This is a genomic window from Shewanella sp. Choline-02u-19, assembly GCF_002836205.1.
Taxonomy (GTDB): Bacteria; Pseudomonadota; Gammaproteobacteria; order Enterobacterales; family Shewanellaceae; genus Shewanella.
In genome coordinates, this window is record NZ_PJBE01000012.1 from 966,948 (window position 1) to 984,459 (window position 17,512).

14 protein-coding genes and 1 pseudogene are annotated in these 17,512 nt (G+C 42.1%); 10 read left to right on the top strand and 5 right to left on the bottom strand.

The window, feature by feature from the left end:
• Positions 1-649: 649 nt before the first annotated feature.
• On the top strand, positions 650-1,111 hold the full coding sequence (locus CXF83_RS06275; RefSeq protein WP_101091373.1) for a hypothetical protein: 462 nt from the start codon (positions 650-652) through the stop codon (positions 1,109-1,111).
• Positions 1,112-1,283: 172 nt separating this feature from the next.
• On the opposite strand, the gene CXF83_RS06280 is transcribed toward CXF83_RS06275, so the two are convergent.
• Both CXF83_RS06280 and CXF83_RS06285 read right to left on the bottom strand, forming a co-directional pair.
• Complete coding sequence (locus tag CXF83_RS06280) at positions 1,284-2,144, bottom strand: TIGR03899 family protein (RefSeq protein ID WP_101091374.1); 861 nt, start codon at positions 2,142-2,144, stop codon at positions 1,284-1,286.
• A 56-nt stretch (positions 2,145-2,200) separates the two neighbouring features.
• Positions 2,201-3,388, bottom strand: coding sequence for an MFS transporter (locus CXF83_RS06285; protein WP_101091375.1), 1,188 nt, complete (start codon positions 3,386-3,388; stop codon positions 2,201-2,203).
• A gap of 552 nt (positions 3,389-3,940) precedes the next feature.
• Here CXF83_RS06285 and CXF83_RS06290 point away from each other — a divergent pair.
• From CXF83_RS06290 to CXF83_RS06315, 6 genes are all read left to right on the top strand, one after another.
• Entirely contained in the window at positions 3,941-5,353 is a 1,413-nt protein-coding gene (locus CXF83_RS06290) for a hypothetical protein (RefSeq protein WP_443018873.1), read from the top strand.
• Positions 5,354-5,428: 75 nt separating this feature from the next.
• Positions 5,429-6,577 (top strand): imelysin family protein, encoded by a 1,149-nt coding sequence (locus CXF83_RS06295; RefSeq protein ID WP_101091376.1) that lies wholly within the window; start codon positions 5,429-5,431, stop codon positions 6,575-6,577.
• Between the two features lie 136 nt (positions 6,578-6,713).
• Positions 6,714-8,366: a di-heme oxidoredictase family protein gene (locus CXF83_RS06300; RefSeq protein WP_101091377.1), complete on the top strand. Its 1,653-nt coding sequence runs from the start codon at positions 6,714-6,716 to the stop codon at positions 8,364-8,366.
• A gap of 179 nt (positions 8,367-8,545) precedes the next feature.
• Positions 8,546-9,088 (top strand): menaquinone-dependent protoporphyrinogen IX dehydrogenase, encoded by a 543-nt coding sequence (gene hemG, locus CXF83_RS06305; RefSeq protein ID WP_101091378.1) that lies wholly within the window; start codon positions 8,546-8,548, stop codon positions 9,086-9,088.
• A 27-nt stretch (positions 9,089-9,115) separates the two neighbouring features.
• Positions 9,116-9,646 (top strand): cytochrome b/b6 domain-containing protein, encoded by a 531-nt coding sequence (locus CXF83_RS06310; RefSeq protein WP_101091379.1) that lies wholly within the window; start codon positions 9,116-9,118, stop codon positions 9,644-9,646.
• Between the two features lie 90 nt (positions 9,647-9,736).
• Complete coding sequence (locus CXF83_RS06315) at positions 9,737-10,738, top strand: glycosyltransferase (RefSeq protein WP_101091380.1); 1,002 nt, start codon at positions 9,737-9,739, stop codon at positions 10,736-10,738.
• Between the two features lie 97 nt (positions 10,739-10,835).
• On the opposite strand, the gene CXF83_RS06320 is transcribed toward CXF83_RS06315, so the two are convergent.
• A complete protein-coding gene (locus CXF83_RS06320; RefSeq protein WP_101091381.1) occupies positions 10,836-11,489 on the bottom strand; it encodes a thiol:disulfide interchange protein DsbA/DsbL in 654 nt (217 codons plus the stop codon).
• Between the two features lie 523 nt (positions 11,490-12,012).
• Between CXF83_RS06320 and CXF83_RS06325 the strand changes: the two genes are divergently transcribed.
• Both CXF83_RS06325 and CXF83_RS06330 read left to right on the top strand, forming a co-directional pair.
• Entirely contained in the window at positions 12,013-12,816 is an 804-nt protein-coding gene (locus tag CXF83_RS06325) for a hypothetical protein (RefSeq protein ID WP_101091382.1), read from the top strand.
• A gap of 73 nt (positions 12,817-12,889) precedes the next feature.
• On the top strand, positions 12,890-14,500 hold the full coding sequence (locus tag CXF83_RS06330; protein WP_101091383.1) for a diguanylate cyclase domain-containing protein: 1,611 nt from the start codon (positions 12,890-12,892) through the stop codon (positions 14,498-14,500).
• Here the strand turns inward: CXF83_RS06330 and CXF83_RS06335 are convergent.
• Positions 14,497-15,008 (bottom strand): annotated as a pseudogene (locus CXF83_RS06335) (lactoylglutathione lyase family protein). The gene CXF83_RS06330 and the pseudogene CXF83_RS06335 sit on opposite strands and share 4 nt — an antisense overlap.
• A gap of 140 nt (positions 15,009-15,148) precedes the next feature.
• Between CXF83_RS06335 and CXF83_RS06340 the strand changes: the two are divergent.
• Positions 15,149-16,027, top strand: a complete 879-nt coding sequence (locus CXF83_RS06340; protein ID WP_101091384.1) for a LysR family transcriptional regulator — start codon at positions 15,149-15,151, stop codon at positions 16,025-16,027.
• A gap of 22 nt (positions 16,028-16,049) precedes the next feature.
• Here CXF83_RS06340 and CXF83_RS06345 read toward each other — a convergent pair whose 3' ends face one another.
• On the bottom strand, positions 16,050-17,315 hold the full coding sequence (locus tag CXF83_RS06345; RefSeq protein WP_198553513.1) for a hypothetical protein: 1,266 nt from the start codon (positions 17,313-17,315) through the stop codon (positions 16,050-16,052).
• Positions 17,316-17,512 lie beyond the last annotated feature (197 nt).

Sequence of the window (17,512 nt, forward strand, 5' to 3'; positions counted from 1 at the left end):
TGGTCATATAGCTCTCCGCACTAGAGTGGGCATCTAAACTGACATTACGCTTCATACGGAACACGGTAAGCCTGAATCGCTCCCATTGGGAAAGTTATCTGTGAAGATAGCCGATAGTGGTGCAGGTAAAGGAGGCTGGAGAAAGCCAATGCTGCATTGTAATGATGCAGATACAGACCTTGTGTCTGGCACGAAAGTGAGCCCACTTCCAGCTGGTCTCCCGTTGCAATACAATTAGAAGAACTTTGTTAATGGAGAAACGCAAATGATGACTTCGATTGAAGTTAGTGCCTCTCCTTGCTTTGCTCAACGATAATCCAAAGATTGGAAAGTAAAGCCAAAAAATACTATTTAAAGTCAGCTAAGGAAATCGAGTGGCGGCTCTGCCGCCATCCTACTGTAAAGAACTTAATCATCAAGCCGCTAGGGGCTTGTTGCAATATCTAAAGCGTGAATTCACTAATGTCTATTCGTTTACGACTAAGCGTGTGTCGCTTATTGTTGAGATCTAGCTGTACTCTATAATAGAGCTCGGTATTTGAAGAAGACGTGGGGGCTAGATAGTGAAAATTGGTGATAGTCTAATGACTTGTTACTCTTACTCATAACTTGTAGAGTATAAGCTCAAATAGTTAGTGAGTATTATTTTGTGGTTGAAAAACAAGAGCTAATCGGTCGTTTCGAGAGCGTACTCATAACGCTTATTAATCAACGCAGCATTCAATTGAAACATTACCTAAGTCAAGATGCTTTCGCTTTTATGACACTATCAGTGGAATATTGGAATGGTGATATGTATTGGAACTTATGGGATAAAGATGAGATTGAGTTTGTAGAATATGAAGATTTTAACTCATCAGAGTTTATTGCCCTTTGTGATTTCCACGAGGGTAATGCCAACGTATCACAACTCAGTGATTTGCTTTTGAGTATTGGTGATGTGATTGGTAAAGAAGGTGATGAAGTGCTGTCTCTAATTGAATTTACCCACGATGCACTGACTGAGGCGTTAAATAGTAGCAAGGTCAAAGAGTTGTTAGTTGAGGTTTTAAAATCCAATGCCAGCTTTAGTGAAGATGATTTTAATCAAATGGTTATAGCGACAACGTAGTCGAACCATATACAAAATTTATCATCTAGGTCTTAAATTACTCGCGATTATATCTGCAGGGTTGCCGAGTATGATCAAGCGTAAAGTAAAAACAGTGCAGCATTGATTTTACTTTCTTACCTTAATGGAGGCAGTGTCTCCTTTAAGGTAAGCTGTTCTTCTTAGCTGAAGTTTACTCAATTCTGAAATCTTGCGCAAATACCGCTTTTAATGCCTTAATATAATTGGTGTCAGTATTAAAGTGAATTAACTGTGCTAGCTCGTCGCCCACAGGGGTAAAACGGTAATAATTGAAAAAGAGTTGACCGGTTTTGGGGGTCAGTTTGAGCTTGATGTTACTTAGGGCGAAATTAATTGGCTTCTTACTACTCAATAATCCCGTTTCCAATTCACTGCGATGTAAAATGCCAGCCTCAATCAAGGTTAAGATATTGGAATAGGGTAAGCCAAACTGCGATAGACCAATATTTGTCTGAGTCGATTTCTTAAAAAAGTGACCTAAACCACTGGCGTGTTTAAAGCCAATAACCAGTTTTAACTTACTCTCATTGTTGACCAACACTGACATCCCAAGGGCTTTTTCTAATACCTGCGCCTCTTTATGGGTAAGCTGCTTCAAAGTGGCTAATGTACGTAAACTAAAGTTACCTGGAATGGTGATTTCACTGGCTAGAATTCTACCCCATAACTCCTGCATTTTACGATTATGAATTTGTTCAGCCAGCTGAAAAAACTGATGTGCCCAATCGGGGTCGAGATCCACACCTGTGACATCTGACGGGGTTTGGCTTATCGCAATCTTATAAATTGTTTCTAAATTTGACTGATATTGGCTAGAGAGTTTTTGTGCTCTATAGGCAGAACGCTCTGCAATGGAGGCGCTGCTGGGGCGGTAATCATCTTCGCTGGCAAGCCCAAGCATGCGCCCAAGCAATAAGGCTTTTTTTCTGGCCGAAACATCAGCTGACTTTACGTTATCACTGACTGATGATTTCAGCGGGTGATTTCTAGTATCTTTAACTGTTTCAACCATCAACCTAATTCCTCTTTGTTATAAAATTTATGCCAATCAGGGCGTTAATTGTCTAGCTATTTGTCGGCTTTGACAAGTGGTGGCATTTTGCCAAATAGCGCGACCTCTTCACCTTGTTTAGGGTGGCGAGGCACATTCATGGCCAGTATGAGTGAACACACCGCAAAGCCCGCGCCGATATAGAATACCAATGAAGGTGAGGTTAACCACAATAGCCCTAGCAGTACAGGGATGATAACGGCTGCAATGTGGTTAATGGTGAAACTTACCGACATGGTAGCGGCGATATCTTTGGGATCGGCAATTTTCTGGAAATAGGTTTTTACGGCAATCGCCATCGCAAACAAAAGGTGGTCAATCACGTACAGTGCGGCAGCGGCTTCTGCATGCTCAACGACTGCATAACTGGTAAAGACTGCAATAAGCCCTAAATACTCAATAGTCAGTGCATTTCGTTCACCAATTCGAGCAATAAATCGGCCAATCGCGGGGGCAAAAAAGAGATTAACCACATAGTTAATTAAAAAGAGTGAGGTAATTTGACTAATGCTATAGCCAAATTTTTCAACCATCATAAAGCCCGCGAATACCATGAATATCTGTCTTCTCGCGCCTGAGAAAAAAGTCAGCATATAGTATAACCAGTAGCGTTTTCGCAAGATTATTTTCTTGTGCTGTACCTCTCCTTGTTTAAAGGTAGGAAAGTATAGACGAATGGTTATCACCATGATGAGCCCTAAAGTACCAATGATGGCGTACATCCATTGGTAGTCGAGTTTTAGCCAGCTCATGACTAGCCAAATACTGCCGTAACCTATCAATGCAGCGGCACTGCGCCATGCCAGTGCTTTGCCTAAAAATTCGGCGGTATTTTTCTTTTCAACCCATTGCAGCGTCAGTGATTGGTTGATGGTTTCAAAATAGTGAAAACCAATCGACATTAATACGGTGGTGATATAAAGCCCGAGCACTTGCGGAAAGAAACCCGTGACAGCCACACCGATACACAGTAGTGCCAGTGACAATAATGCAAACGCTTGCTCTTTTATCAGTAGTAAGACAAAGATCGCGGTAAACGCAAGAAACCCAGGAACCTCTCTCAAGCTTTGCAATATACCAATTTCAGCACCGGTGAATTGAGCGCGTTCAATAACAAAGTTGTTGAGTAATACCTGCCATACAGCAAAGACTAATGACATGATAAACGTCATCCAAAGCAGTAGCTTCTGCGGGTTGTTTTTCATTTAAACGGTCCATGTGATCCGGCGAAAGGACGAGCAGTATATACTCAATTAATACTAAGGTGCAGTGGGCTATTCAAAAACTCTCCTAGAAAAAAAGTAGCATAAAGCGGGTTGAACTCGCGTGGTATCAACATTATCATCGTTATGTTAGCTGTTGATTAGAATGGAATATATTTCGTAAGTTAACACGTTAACCGCGTACTCTGTTGGCGCTACTTCCAGCTTTTTACCTTTTGATAACCACTTCCTTATTTGGCATAAGCAATTAAAGCACTAACACCCAGGCCAGTTGGCTGTAAAGCGCTTGATGCTGATTTATGGGTTACTGCAGTATCTGGTTTATACACTCCGCTATAGGTTTTTCCCCCATTGATTTTAAATAATGTATCGCCTCGTTTTTAAGCGTTGCAACTGTTGATTTTTAGTGTCCAATGTAAGCTCATTGTAAATTGTATTGTAAAGAGTAATGCAAATCGTTCTCATTTATAGTATTTTGACGGCGAATTTAAGGGATGCTGGCTTTCCAGCAAAGAATCAACTGAGAGCTGTTTTATGAAAAACATGTCTAAGCATGTAAAGCTGAATATATTGGCTGCAACGATAGCAACTGTCTTTAGCGCTAATGCAATGTCAGCAACAGATCCTGAAGTACTCGCCGCAGCGATTGCTAAGCAAGAAGCAGAACTGACTGAACTTAAAGTCCAGTTAAAGGAGCTCGCACAACAACAGCAAGCCCAAACTGAACAGCACCAGGAACAACGGTTAGAACAACAAGAAGCGATAGCGACCGTTAAAGCGGAGTCGGTTAATAGTAAGTTCAGCAAGTTTTCATTTAAGTCATACGGCAGCCTGATTTACACCAGTGATGAATATTACGATAACGTCCAAGATACAACGCCTGAACGTCGTGGACGTTTTGACCTAGAACGCATTGTGACTGAGTTTGGCTATCAGTTTAATGATGACTGGGATATGGAAGTTGAGATTGAGTATGAGCATGGTGGAACCGGTTCTTCACTCGAATACGATGGTTTTGATGAATTCGGTGAGTTTGAAGCTGAAGTTGAAGCTGGCGGCGAAGTGATGATTGAAAAAGCCGAGATCCGATATCGCCCAAGCGCTGCGTTTGGGGTTAAGTTCGGTAATATCCATCTACCCGTTGGCCTTAGCAGCACCCTCCATAAACCTAGCCAATACCTGACAGTGCAACGCCATAAAAGTGAAGCGGCAATGTTGCCAGCGGTATGGAATGAAAATGGTATCGGTATTTTTGGTGAAGTTGCTAATTTCCACTATCAAGCACAAGTGGTTAGTGGATTAAACTCTGAGTATTTTCGGACCTATGATTGGGCTGCATCGGGCCACCAAAAGCGTTTTGAACATGTAAATGCTGATGATCTGGCTTATGTTGCTCGTCTTGATTACGGCAACTTCAAAACAGGTTCTGCGGTGGGTGCTTCATATTACTACGGCAACACCAGTGGTAATCGCCATAAAACCAATAAGTTGAGTTCAGATGGTACTGTCAGCATATTTTCAATCGCTGGTGCATTTGTCGAAGGCCCATGGACTGTACGTGGCCAATACCTTAACGGCACCTTGAGCGATTCTGATGCTATTACTCAAGCAAACAAAACCACGCCAGGTCTAAAACCGGGTAACTTCGCGCAACTCGGTAGCGAGTCTGAAGCTTTCTTCGTTGAGGCGGGTGTCGATTTAGGTCATTTCACTCCGATCCCAATTACGATCTTTGCCAACATCGATTATTCAAACCCATTGAAAGAAGTTGAAACAGGCATTGCCACCAAGCGTTATGAAAACACGTGGATCAGTGCGGGTATTAACTATTTCCCTATTCCTGAAATCGTTATCAAGGCTGAAGCGGGTGTACAGCAAGTGGCTATTGCTTCTATTCCAGATACCAATTTCTTTGCGCTTGGCGTGGGTTATCAATTTTCGTTGTAAATAATCAACTATTTATTCGCTAATTCAATTAGCCCAATTAATTAAATTTATTAAGTTAAAAAAATGGAGTTTTTAATGAAACACTTTACTCATTCAGTGGTTGCTATAGCACTTATTTCTGCACTTGCTGCATGTGGCGGTTCGGGCTCTGATAGCACGCCAACACCAGAAGCTGATAAAACTTTCTCATTTACAGCAACAGAGATGGTAACCAACCTGACTGACGATGTCATTGTTGCTGGTTATACCGATCTGGCGGCTCGCGGTGCTGCATTGTTTGCATCAACTCAAACATTGGTGGCAACGCCTTCACAAGCTAATCTAGTTGCCGTACAAGAAGCTTGGAAAGCAGCTCGCCAACCTTGGGAGCAGGGAGAATCTCATATTTTTGGTCCTGTTGACTCACTTGGTATCGATCCACATTTAGACAGCTGGCCACTAAATACCACTGATTTAACATCGGTATTGTCTACTACAACAGGTTTTGATGCGGAAACCATTAAAGGTTGGAATGATGATGTGCAAGGTTTCCATACGATGGAATACCTATTATTCGGTGACGGTGTGACCACAAACACCAAAATGATCGCTGATTTAACGGCTAATGAGCGTGATTACCTAATGGGTCTTGCTGCTGTATTCCGTGATTACACTGAAAAATTGGATGATGCATGGCTAATAAGTCACGATGCTAGTACAGGTAAAGCCTATGGTGAACTGCTTAAGACTCCTGGTACTCAAGATAATACTTTCTACAGCTCAAATGTGGGTGTTGTTGAAGAGCTAATCAAAGGCATGATCGGCATTGTTGATGAAGTGGGAAACGGTAAAATTGCCGACCCATTCGGTGCTGACACAAGCAGTGCTGACACCTCTAAAGTTGAATCTCAATACTCATGGAATTCACTGACAGACTTTAGTAATAACATCATTGGTGTGCGTAATGTTTATCAAGGTGAGTTAGCTGGTGCTGCAGATAAGCAAGGTATTGTGGATTTTGTTGCTGCGGCTGATAAAGACATGGCGGCACGAGTGGGTACTGAAATATCAAACGCTATTTTGACGATTCAAGCCATTGAAGGTGCTAATAAAATGCCTTTCCGTCAAGCGATCTCCGATGTCGAAGGGCGCAAGCGTATTCAAACTGCTGTTGATGCTCTTTCAAAGCTGCAAACCAGTCTAGAATCTGATGTGCTGCCACTGCTTAAAACGTGGAAAGTGTAAATATATAGTCTGTTGAAAAGGCATTGAGTAACTCCTCAGTGCCTTCTTTTTCATGTGATTTATCTTAGTTTTTTGTTGTGTCTTAAATAACAGAATCAAAATACTAATTTAAGATAAAACGTGTGTGGTAACGCAAATGATAATTAAAAATAATAAAATCAATAATACGAACATAAAGCTAAACATAAAGGTAAGCGCACTCGTGATTGCAAGTGTACTCAGTTTATCGGCATGTGGCGGTAGCGGTGATGAGACTACGCCCACGCCTGAAGAGAAAGTTTATCCTTCTTATACTGATATTACTGCCAGTGGTGGTGATACCACCACCTTTGATGCCTCCGAATCAGGTCATGGTTTTTCTACTCCTTCCCCTAATCTTACGGCAGCTGAACTTGAGTTACACTTAGAGGGCGACCTTGGCTTTGAAACCGCATTTACGACGGCTCCCAATGATGCACATCCAGAGCTAGATGGCCTTGGACCTGTGTTTAATAATACCGACTGTAACTCTTGTCATCAACGAGATGGTCGCAACTCAACACCTCAAATAGCAGCAGGTAAAACTCGGATTAAACTCGGCTCTGAAGCTGGGATTTTTTTACGTATAAGTAAAGCACCAGATGAACCTTGCCTAGAAGGTACTGCCGCTAATAACTATTGTGCTCCTATCGCGGTTCCTGACTTTGGTGATCAGCTATTCCATCGTGGCGTACTTAAAGCGCGCCCTGACTGGGAGCAAAATAAGTTTATTGGCCAGGCTGATGTGTATCTGTCTTATGAAACAAAAGCCATTACCTACAGCGATGGCAGTAGCGTGACCTTGAAAAAGCCACTGTTTGATGTTGAAAACCCATATGATGCGCCGGGTGAAACCAAATCAAGTGCTAATGTTACCTCTAACTTACTGCAAGATGACGTACTCATGGGATGGCGTAACGGTATGCCTGTATTTGGTTTGGGTTTGCTAGAAGCGATTCCAGAGGCCGATATTGTGGCAAAAGTCGATAGCGATGATGCCAATAATGATGGTATCTCGGGGCGTGCTAACTATGTATTTGATGCTGTTAAAGCACAAGCAGGTGACAGTAATCCTGTCTCTTTAGGTCGTTTTGGTTGGAAGGCAAATACGCCAAGTGTCAGAGTGCAGTCTTTGGGTGCATTACGGGGTGACATTGGTATTACTAATCCACTGTTTCCCGATGAAAGTATCAAGGGGACTTCATTGCATGACCATTACTTAACCCGTAGCGGATTTGTCGATACTGGTGCTGGAATAGACGGTGAACCAGAGGCAGACGCAGAGTTTAGTGATTCAGTGGTGTTTTATGCAGAGACGCTGGCTGTCCCCGCTAGGCGCAGAGTTGCCGATGCGGATGTACGCGAAGGCGCGCGTCTGTTTGAGCGATTAAATTGCAGCGGTTGTCATACGCCAAGCTTTGTCACTAAAGCATCGGGTGATATCGGTGGTGCAGAAATGATTGCAGGTCACAAGAGTCAGACTATTTACCCTTTCACCGATATGCTTTTGCATGATATGGGCGAAGGTCTTGCTGATGGCCGTCCTGATTTTCTTGCTGATGGCAGTGAGTGGCGTACTCGTCCATTGTGGGGAATAGGGTTGACTAAAACGGTAAACCCACAAGCCGGTTTCTTGCATGATGGCCGGGCAGCGACGCTTGAAGAAGCTATTTTGTGGCATGGAGGAGAAGCACAGCAAAGTACAGATGACTTTATGGCACTTAATGCGGCTGAACGTGCTCAAGTTGTTGATTTTTTGATGTCTCTCTAATAGCATCCTCAGACTAACCAAAGGGAAATACAGGCTTAATGTATTTCCCTTTTAATTTTGTGAGCTAGATAAAGTTAAAGCAGATTATCGCTTTGTAGCTCGTGATCTGATTCAAGTAAAAATATTCAATTATCCCCTATGATTAATCAATTGAATTTCTATCTAAAGGGGGCCGCCTGATGAGTAACATTCTTATGGTTTATTCAAGCGTACATGGCCAGACTCGCAAAATTTGTGCTTATCTTGAACAAAAGCTAATCGCTTTAGGTCATCAAGTTAACGCCGTTAGCATTAGCGACAATATTGATTTAGCTGAATTCGATAAAGTCGTTATTGGTGCCAGTATTCGTCATGGCAAACATAATCCAACAGTTTATGATTTTATTGAAGCCAATCAAAGTGCACTTGAACAAATACCTAGTAGCTTTTTCTCGGTAAATTTAGTCGCAAGAAAACCACTTAAAAATACAGCAGCAACCAATCCATATATGCAGGCATTTATGGAAAAGTCGCCGTGGTCACCCACTCTTACCGAAGTGTTTGGTGGTAATCTGAACTACCCAAGCTATGGTATTGTGGACAGAAGCATTATCCGTTTTATTATGTGGATGACTAAGGGGCCAACGGCAGCAGATACCAACATTGAGTACACCGATTGGTTAAAAGTCGATGCTTATGCTGACAAGATCCATCAATTATCGGTTGAGACAAAGGTGAGTTAGCCACTTAATGGATCAACAGAGGTCGTCATGGCGAAATCAAAATTACAACGGTTGTTAGATAAGTGCATCGCTCAGCAGCATATTGTTATCATTTTTACGGTTGCTTATCTGCTATTAACCAGTGGCTGGGTGTTAATCGGCCGCAGCTTAAGGGCGAATGCGAGCTTATGGGATTTTAGCCATGTCTACCTTGGATTATTTGCCGCCTTTATTGCACTTTCATTCTTAATCACTACCTGCTTAAAGGGTAAGTGGCGTCAATATTTCCCCTGGTTAGTTGCAGATTTTTCTCAGTTAATCAGTGATTTTAAAGGACTAACAAAAGGTAAGTTACCTATAGCGGGTGGGCGCGGCCTGTTTAGTATTGTTGAAGGTTTAGGCTTACTGATATTTTTGGCCGTGGGTGTGACGGGGGTTTTATGGTTTGTCACACAAGGCTCAAGTGATGCGCTTTTGTGGCGCAGTTACCACATTATTTGTGCTAAAGGCTTTATTGGTTTTATCGGCGTACATATTGTTTTTGCCTGTTTACATCTGCTCGATTTTATTCGTAATTAGCATTTCTACGTTTTATTGTGAAACAAAGCTTTTATCTTTGAGGGCTTTAAATTAACTTACCTTTATTGGTGAACAAATAAAGGTAAGCTATTGCGACCAAAGGTTATCCACCTTATCGATGATGTAAAACTCGGTGGCGTCAATTTGGCGCTAGAGAGTCTTGCTGCCTCAAGGCTAAATCAGCACTTTGATTTTCAGCTGCGGCATATCGAACTGTCACAACTGCAACTGACCCGCTATGACGCTAATATCATTGTTATTCACGGAGCCATAAGTTGGCGAAAAATCCCCGCCCTCGTGATACTAAAACTGGCGAATAGGTCGACTCCTTTGCTGTATCAAGAACATCATTATTGTCGTGAGTTTATGCGCCACTGTGTGCGTCATCCTTATCGTTTTAAGATGATGCTCAAGCTGGGTTACAGATTGATGGATAAGGTGCTGACTGTTTCTGATCAGCAAGCTGATTGGTTAATTGAGTTTGGCGCGCTAAACGAAAAAAAAGTCGCGCGAGTTGGACAAGCAAAAGAGCTCGCTAACTGTATAGCACTTACGGGGGTAAAGCCGTATACGCCATTGAGGCTTGTAGCCTATGGTCGATTAGCAAAACAGAAAGGCTTTGACCTGCTTATTCAAGCAATGGCGAACTTTAGCGAGCAAGAGGTGACGTTAGCGATAGCGGGAGATGGCGAGGATAGAGAGTCGTTACAGCAACTGGCTAAATCGATGCCTCAAGTCACCTTGGTTGGGGAAGTTGATGACGTGGCCGCTTTCTTAAGCACAGCTGATGCGGTTGTTATCCCCTCGCGCTGGGAGCCTTTTGGGCTCACGTGTATGGAATCAATTGCAGCAGGACGGCATGTTATTTTGCCTGAAATTGATGGGCTTGCCGATCAAATTGCAGAGCTGAGTAAGCATCAACAAGGCTATGAAGTGATTGAATCGCTGTCGGTTGAGGGGATCACGCAGGCGATTACGCGCGTCAAAAATGGCAACCAAATCGGTGTCAATGGCGAGCAACGTCAAGCAACGCAGCAGGCATGGGAAAAGATGTTAGTGCGTTGGCAGCAACTGTTAGCGCAATACCTATAACGCTTTATAAAAGCCAGTTCAGCGGGAATGTCGTGAACAGTTGCAATAAAAAAGGTGCCATTAAGCACCTTTTATCATCTAAATAAACTTATGCATTTTACTTATGTTCTACCGCTAGGTAATTAATAAGGTTGATAAGTTCACCTAAAGTACGTACCGAGTTCATGTTAACGGCATACTTGTCGTTAACCACGAATGCTGGAACGCTTTGAATTTGAAATTCTTGTTGCTGTGCACGCCATAAAGCGAGTTTAGCATTGGTTTCTTTGCTGTCTGCGGCTTTGTCGTACTGCGCGGCATCAACACCAAACTGTGCGAAGACTTGCTTGATATCATCGCGGTTATTGATCTTTTGCTCATGCTCGTGGCCTTCAGCACTATGGTCGTGACCACCTTCGTTTCCTTGGATTGCTGCGAACATTGCATTGGTCAGTTGATCTTTTTGACCCACGGCTTGAATCACAGCTAAAGAACGCATAACTTCTGTACCAATATCACTGTTCATGAAATCGACGTGCTTGCTGTCGAAGCTAACAGATTTATCTAAGCTGGCTTTAATATCACCTAAATACTGTTTTTCCATGTTATAGCAGTTGTGGCAGTACAGAGAGTAAAACTCAGTTAGTTTAGGCTCACTGCTAGGCGCTTTGTCTGATACTTGGGTAAAGTGCGTACCTTCAATGAATTGCGCCGCAAAGCTGCTCATTGGAGCAACGACAAGTGTTAATGCTAAAGCGATATGTTTAATCAAGCTAATGTCCTCAAAGTGACCTTTGTCTTTTTAGACAAGGTGTAATCGTAACGAAAAATACAGCTATTAAGATTTCGCGACTTTAATTTATAGTTATTAAGAATAAAACAATATGCTTAATTATGACTTAAATTTTACTTTCTGACATGCACTAGAGTGTGACTTATATAGTGCTTTCGATGAGAAAAGTGACTTTTCATTTTAAAGTTTGTAGTGCTTCACAAACTGAATTTAATTAGTGTTTATTTTTTACTTTTGATGGAACTAATAGACGTTTGTGTACTACTTGAATTTGGTCTGTTTAACATTGGTTTGAGTCGGCGCGTCATTTTTTCCCATTAATTTAAGCTTTTCAGCGACATCAGAGCTAAGATTAAACAGATTAAGCGCATGATTTGTGCTAAATTTTAGTCATTATTTAGTTTTTATGATTGAATTTCAATTGGTTCAACTTTAAAACTTAAACGTCATGTTGGGGGAAATGGATTTGAATATACCATCATATTTAATTATAGGTTCAGTCATGAGCGCCGCAATGAGCATTCCTGCGACTGCTGAGTCTACAGAGAGTACTGATTGGCGTATCGCATTTGGCGGTCACAATACTATTGTCGAGCAAGTTGATTCGCATACATTAGGCGCGCATGCGGGCTTTTTTGTAGAACATATCACTCAGTCTAATATCAGTTGGAAAGGCAATATAGATATCTTTATTGATGACGATAAAGATAAGCTTGATCCAGACCATATTCCCATTTGGTTTGAAACGGCTTGGTCTGTAGAGGGCAACTTGTATCGTTTTTCTCCCACCATGAACCTGCAATGGCAGGTCACACTCGACGGTAAGCGTAATACTGTGAGTTCAGTTGAGAAACAGTCAAAGCTATTCCCTGGTATTGTTGCTCGCTATAACAGTGACAAAATCTATGCAGGATTAACGCTTGCTGGTGGTCATTATATGCTCGAAATAGATGATGATGTGCCAAGAGAACGTGGCTATGACCGAGAGGACTTCCAGAACAAAACTGGCGCTTACTCCGTCGCGGCAGACACTCGAATTATGCTGGGTGAGTCATTTGATATTTATGCCGGCGCGCAAACATGGAATGATGGCAGCGACTGGTTAGAGAATAAATACTCGGCTGTATTTAGTTATCATTCTGATAGCTGGATTGAAGATAGCTTAATCAAACTCAGTGTCGAACATACCGAATATAATCTTGATCCTTTTGATAACCGAGATAAAAATGATCCCGACTATCTGGCTATTTTACCTTGGGATAAAGACACTTTAGTGAGGCTATACGTCGATATGCCATGGGGATAGGTTAATTTTTTAAAGGTTAAATAATATTGAGAGCCATGAATAACATGGCCTTTTAAAGTGAAAATTGGGCGCTATGAAAACCTTATCTTTGTCCGTTTTATTGTTTACTACATTAGTGAGTATTGTTATTTCCGTCGCTATTGGCATACGGCTTTATGTTGAAGAAACTCGCGCTATTGAAGTGGAGTTTACTCAAGATATTGACGATAAAGCGCGAGTTTTAGAACAAGAAATAATGCTTAATATTGAGGTGCTGCATGCGCTAAAAGGGGTTTTTATTAGCTCCGATAACGTAAGCCGTGAAGAGTTTAAGCAGGTTGCTACCAGTTTCCTTATGCGTCATCGCAATATTCAAGCGTTAGAGTGGATCCCAAGGGTTGATGCGCTAGACCGATTGGCAATGGAAACTCGCCAACATACGTTTTATCCAGACTTTGAATTCACCGAAAGAACCATGGATCAAAACTTGGTGACGGCCACGTCTCGCTCCCAGCATTTTCCTGTTTTGTATTTAGAGCCATTCGCGGGTAATGAAACTGCATTAGGCTTTGATTTTGGATCGGAAAGCGAGTTTATGACACTACTCAATAAGTCTCGGGATATAGGCACATCAATGGCCTCTGCTGGGGTCAAACTGGTGCAGAAAGGTGATCAAACTGGTGTCTTTATATTTCTCCCTATCTACCAAGGTGAGCCCAATACACTGATCAAACGCCAACAACGATTGTTAGGCTTTATTGGCGGTGTTTTTCGTATTGCAGATATGTTCGATAGCGCCATTAAGCGAACCTGGGTACAAGGGATTGACTACACGCTCGAAGATATCACTAATGATAAGCATCAGGCGTTATACAGTAATTTACGCGACAATGAGTCGATTGATTTGCACCAAAATAACAGTGAAATTGTTTATCAACGGCCACTAATGCGTTTTAGTGGACGTCAATGGCAAATTCATGCAATGCCAAGTGAAGGTTATATTGCAGAACGACGCACCGCTTTCCCTTACTTAGTCGGTGCTTTTGGGATATCGGCGACGCTAGCTTTAGCCATTTATGTGTTTTTTATCATGCGTCATACACATATGATTGATATACAAGTAAAGGAGCGTACACGAGATCTTAATCTTGCTAAGAAGAAGCTCGAAGCATTATCAATGACTGACAGTTTGACTCGAATTGGTAATCGGCGTTTTTTTGATGAGGCATTTCAAAGAGAGTGGCAATTAGCCATAAAGAATAAAACGCGATTGGCGTTATTGATGATCGATATTGATAACTTTAAGAGCTACAACGATTCCTATGGCCATCTTGCTGGCGATCAGTGTTTAATCGAAGTTGCCCAAGCTATTGCTGAAGCATTGCATCGTCCAAGTGATGTCGTTGCTCGTTACGGCGGAGAGGAGTTTGTGGTGCTATTACCCGATACTCGTGATTGCTTCTCTCCAGCACAACGTTGCTGTAGCAATGTCGAAGTTCTCAATATTCCGCATGCCAGCTCTTTTACAGGGCCTTATGTGACGGTAAGTGTAGGGGTAGCAAGTATCATTCCTACAGAACATGACGATATGATTAAGTTTGCGGCAGTTGCAGATATGGCACTCTATAAAGCGAAAGATAATGGCCGTAATCAAGTCTTTATTGAAGCAGAAAATATTAAGCCTAAACCGGAATTGGTGGGCTAGGAAACCAACCAAATACTATTTGCTGAGCCTAGCTCGTAACTGTGGCTGTAGATCTCGAGAATATTGCCGAACGGATCTTCCATGTAGAGCATACGGTATGGTTTTTCACTAGGGTAATAGTATCTAGGTGCCTTCATACGCTTTTTACCTCCCGCAGCCACAATCTTCTCTGCTAGGCCTTCAACGTCAGGATCTTGGACGCAAAAATGGAACACACCTGTTTTCCAATACTCGAAATTGTTTTCAGGATTTTCTTGGTTTTTGAATTGAAATAACTCAACCCCAATTCTGTCACCCGTTGACATATGCGCTATCTTAAAAGAACCCCAGCCCGCCCCAAATACGTCTACCCTCACATCACACCAATAGCGCTATCATCTTCAATGACATCAGTAGGCTCCATGATTAAATACCAACCAAGCACTTCAGTATAGAATTTTACCGCGGCCTCGATATCGGGAACGGAAATACCAATATGTGAAAACGTGCGTGGATATGCTTTTGTCATTTGAGTACCTTTGTCAGCGAGTTGTTGTTTCGGTGCATTCAGTATAGTCAGCAATAAGAATTAGACTGAGTTATCAATAATTAGCATTTTAATAATTACTTGTTATCATATTGGTAGCTTAAAATTAGAAGGGAGTATTAATGCTGAATCAACAATGGTTAATAACGTTTGTGACACTCGCCGAGGTAGGACATTTTACTCGCACTGCAGAACAATTGTTTATGACTCAGCCTGGCGTGAGTCAGCATATTAATAAGCTTGAAAATCAAGTTGGCACTTTGTTATTAACCCGAAAGGGCAAAAGTTTTGAACTGACGGATGCGGGCCTGCAATTACTGGCTTATGCCAAAGGAAAAATTGCAGAGGAGGAGCATCTACTGCAGCAACTCCAAGTCGATGAGCCTCATAGTGGGATCTGCCGCTTTGCTTGCTCTGGCGCATTAGCCATGCACTTTTACCCTCGTTTTGTGCAATATCAATTACAGCATGAACAGCTTCAAGTTTCCCTAGAGGCTGCGCCGAACAGCGCCATTATTAATAGTATTTTAGATAATAGTGTGGACGTTGGTATTGTGACGCAACAGCAATCTTCATTGGAGCTTAAACAACAATATTTAGGCAAACAGGCACTATGCTTAGTGTTACCGCCAAGCTATAGCGGAGCTAACGTAACCTTGTCTTTATTGGAGAAGATAGGCTTTATCAATCATCCCGATGGCCATTATTATGCAGAGCAACTATTGAGCGCCCATTTTGGCAATGAATTTTCAGGGATGAATAAACTCAAGCAACGGGGTTATATCAATCAGTTGAATCAAATTTTGTTACCCGTCTCTAAAGGCTTAGGTTTTACCGTTCTACCGCAGATAGTGGTGGATGAATACCCTGAGCCACTTTTTGTTGCTAACACCTTGTCAGACGTTGCTGAAGAGCTTTATATGGTGACCAAGAAGCAGCGGCAGCTGCCCAGTCGTTATCAATGGTTTATTGATACGATCTGTCAGCAGCTTAAGCCTTAGTGACATAGAATAGATTATCGCTCTAGTTAGAGGCTAGTTTATGTTGTTTGACTAGGCGATATTCCATCACACTCGAAATGATAAACATCAGCACATAACCACACCCCATCGCGAGGATAACTGCGACCACGTTATCAGTGAAAAGCCGTAAAATATAAAACATAGCAACCAAAGTGACGATTCCAGCGATACGAATCGACAAACTCTGCATAAAGTGGCCGTGGGCTTTGATATAGGCTATCTGAAAGGCATTTAACATCATAAAACCAAAGAACAGTGAGAAATGCATCAATACTGGCGCTGCAGAAGCGTAAGTGGCTGGGAAGATAAGCGTGACGAGTTCTTCACTGAAAAATATCATGCTCAGTAAAAACAAACAGCTTATTGTGACGCCTAAGCTATAAAACCAACGTCGCATTTTGGCTATCTGTTCATACTCCCCCTCACGGAGACACTGCGCTATTTCAGGTAGAATATAGCGATAAACAGGAAAGATAAATAGCAGTGTCATATAAGCAAACAAGGGTCTAACAACGACTTGAAAATCTCCGAGTTCATCCACTGTAAAGTAACCCACGGTCAGTAGAACGGTAATGTAGATCATCAAAATGCTAGCACCGACCTCTAAAGAAGACAGCATGCTTTTTTTTACAAAATTACGCATCTCTGGGTCGAGTTGGACGGGGGCAAAAGGGGTGGTGGCAATCTCTTTGCGACGTTGAATAAACATGTAGCAGGCAACGGCTATACTAGAGAGCATTAGGCTGAAAAACAGCGAGGATATCGCACTTTGGTGCAGGGCGTAGTAACACACTAAGAACAGCAGTATCTGCACTAATGGTTCAATCCAAATCGCTTTATTGGCAATATGATAAAGTCGATACATACCAATTTGATTGGTGAAATACACTTTAAAACCCATGCCGAGAATAATACCCACCAGCTGTACGTATTCGACATCAATCTTGAGCTGATGTTTGATATAAGGCAGCACTACCCCCCAAGTCAGCAGCACCATTAAGATGAGTGAGTAGCGAAAAATATTGGTAATATCCTGCGCGTTTTTTGTTTGGGAAAAACTCACGACCATGGAGCTTCTAAAACCACTTAAAAGGATCAAGGATAAGGAGATAATGTCGACAACGGTGTGGTAGAGCGCAAGATCACTTTTGGCGACCCATTGTGCTAGCCAAATTTTAAAGGCTAACCCTAGGGATATGCTCGCTAGCGTCGCCCATATTGCAGCAATAAATGAGCGCTTAGCCCGTTCAAATGAAGTTTCTGACATGATGAAAGTTAACTCGGATATTAATAACGAAGTATTAGTAGTAAGAAATATTACGTGACAATCGAAACGGCGTCAGAAGTTTCGGCTTAAGGTGTGAGCTTGTTAGAAACAACTAAGTTAAATCAAATACTAGCTGAACCTTTTACAGCGCCTTATTTTGTGTAATTTATTTTGCCGGGGGAATAACCATTATTTGC

Coding starts and splice junctions, on each gene's coding strand:
- CXF83_RS06280 (WP_101091374.1), bottom strand. CDS start 2,144: ATGGTTGAAACAGTTAAAGATACTAGAAATCACCCGCTGAAATCATCA.
- CXF83_RS06285 (WP_101091375.1), bottom strand. CDS start 3,388: ATGAAAAACAACCCGCAGAAGCTACTGCTTTGGATGACGTTTATCATG.
- CXF83_RS06290 (WP_443018873.1), top strand. CDS start 3,941: ATGAAAAACATGTCTAAGCATGTAAAGCTGAATATATTGGCTGCAACG.
- CXF83_RS06295 (WP_101091376.1), top strand. CDS start 5,429: ATGAAACACTTTACTCATTCAGTGGTTGCTATAGCACTTATTTCTGCA.
- CXF83_RS06300 (WP_101091377.1), top strand. CDS start 6,714: ATGATAATTAAAAATAATAAAATCAATAATACGAACATAAAGCTAAAC.
- hemG (WP_101091378.1), top strand. CDS start 8,546: ATGAGTAACATTCTTATGGTTTATTCAAGCGTACATGGCCAGACTCGC.
- CXF83_RS06310 (WP_101091379.1), top strand. CDS start 9,116: ATGGCGAAATCAAAATTACAACGGTTGTTAGATAAGTGCATCGCTCAG.
- CXF83_RS06325 (WP_101091382.1), top strand. CDS start 12,013: ATGAGCGCCGCAATGAGCATTCCTGCGACTGCTGAGTCTACAGAGAGT.
- CXF83_RS06330 (WP_101091383.1), top strand. CDS start 12,890: ATGAAAACCTTATCTTTGTCCGTTTTATTGTTTACTACATTAGTGAGT.
- CXF83_RS06340 (WP_101091384.1), top strand. CDS start 15,149: ATGCTGAATCAACAATGGTTAATAACGTTTGTGACACTCGCCGAGGTA.
- CXF83_RS06345 (WP_198553513.1), bottom strand. CDS start 17,315: ATGTCAGAAACTTCATTTGAACGGGCTAAGCGCTCATTTATTGCTGCA.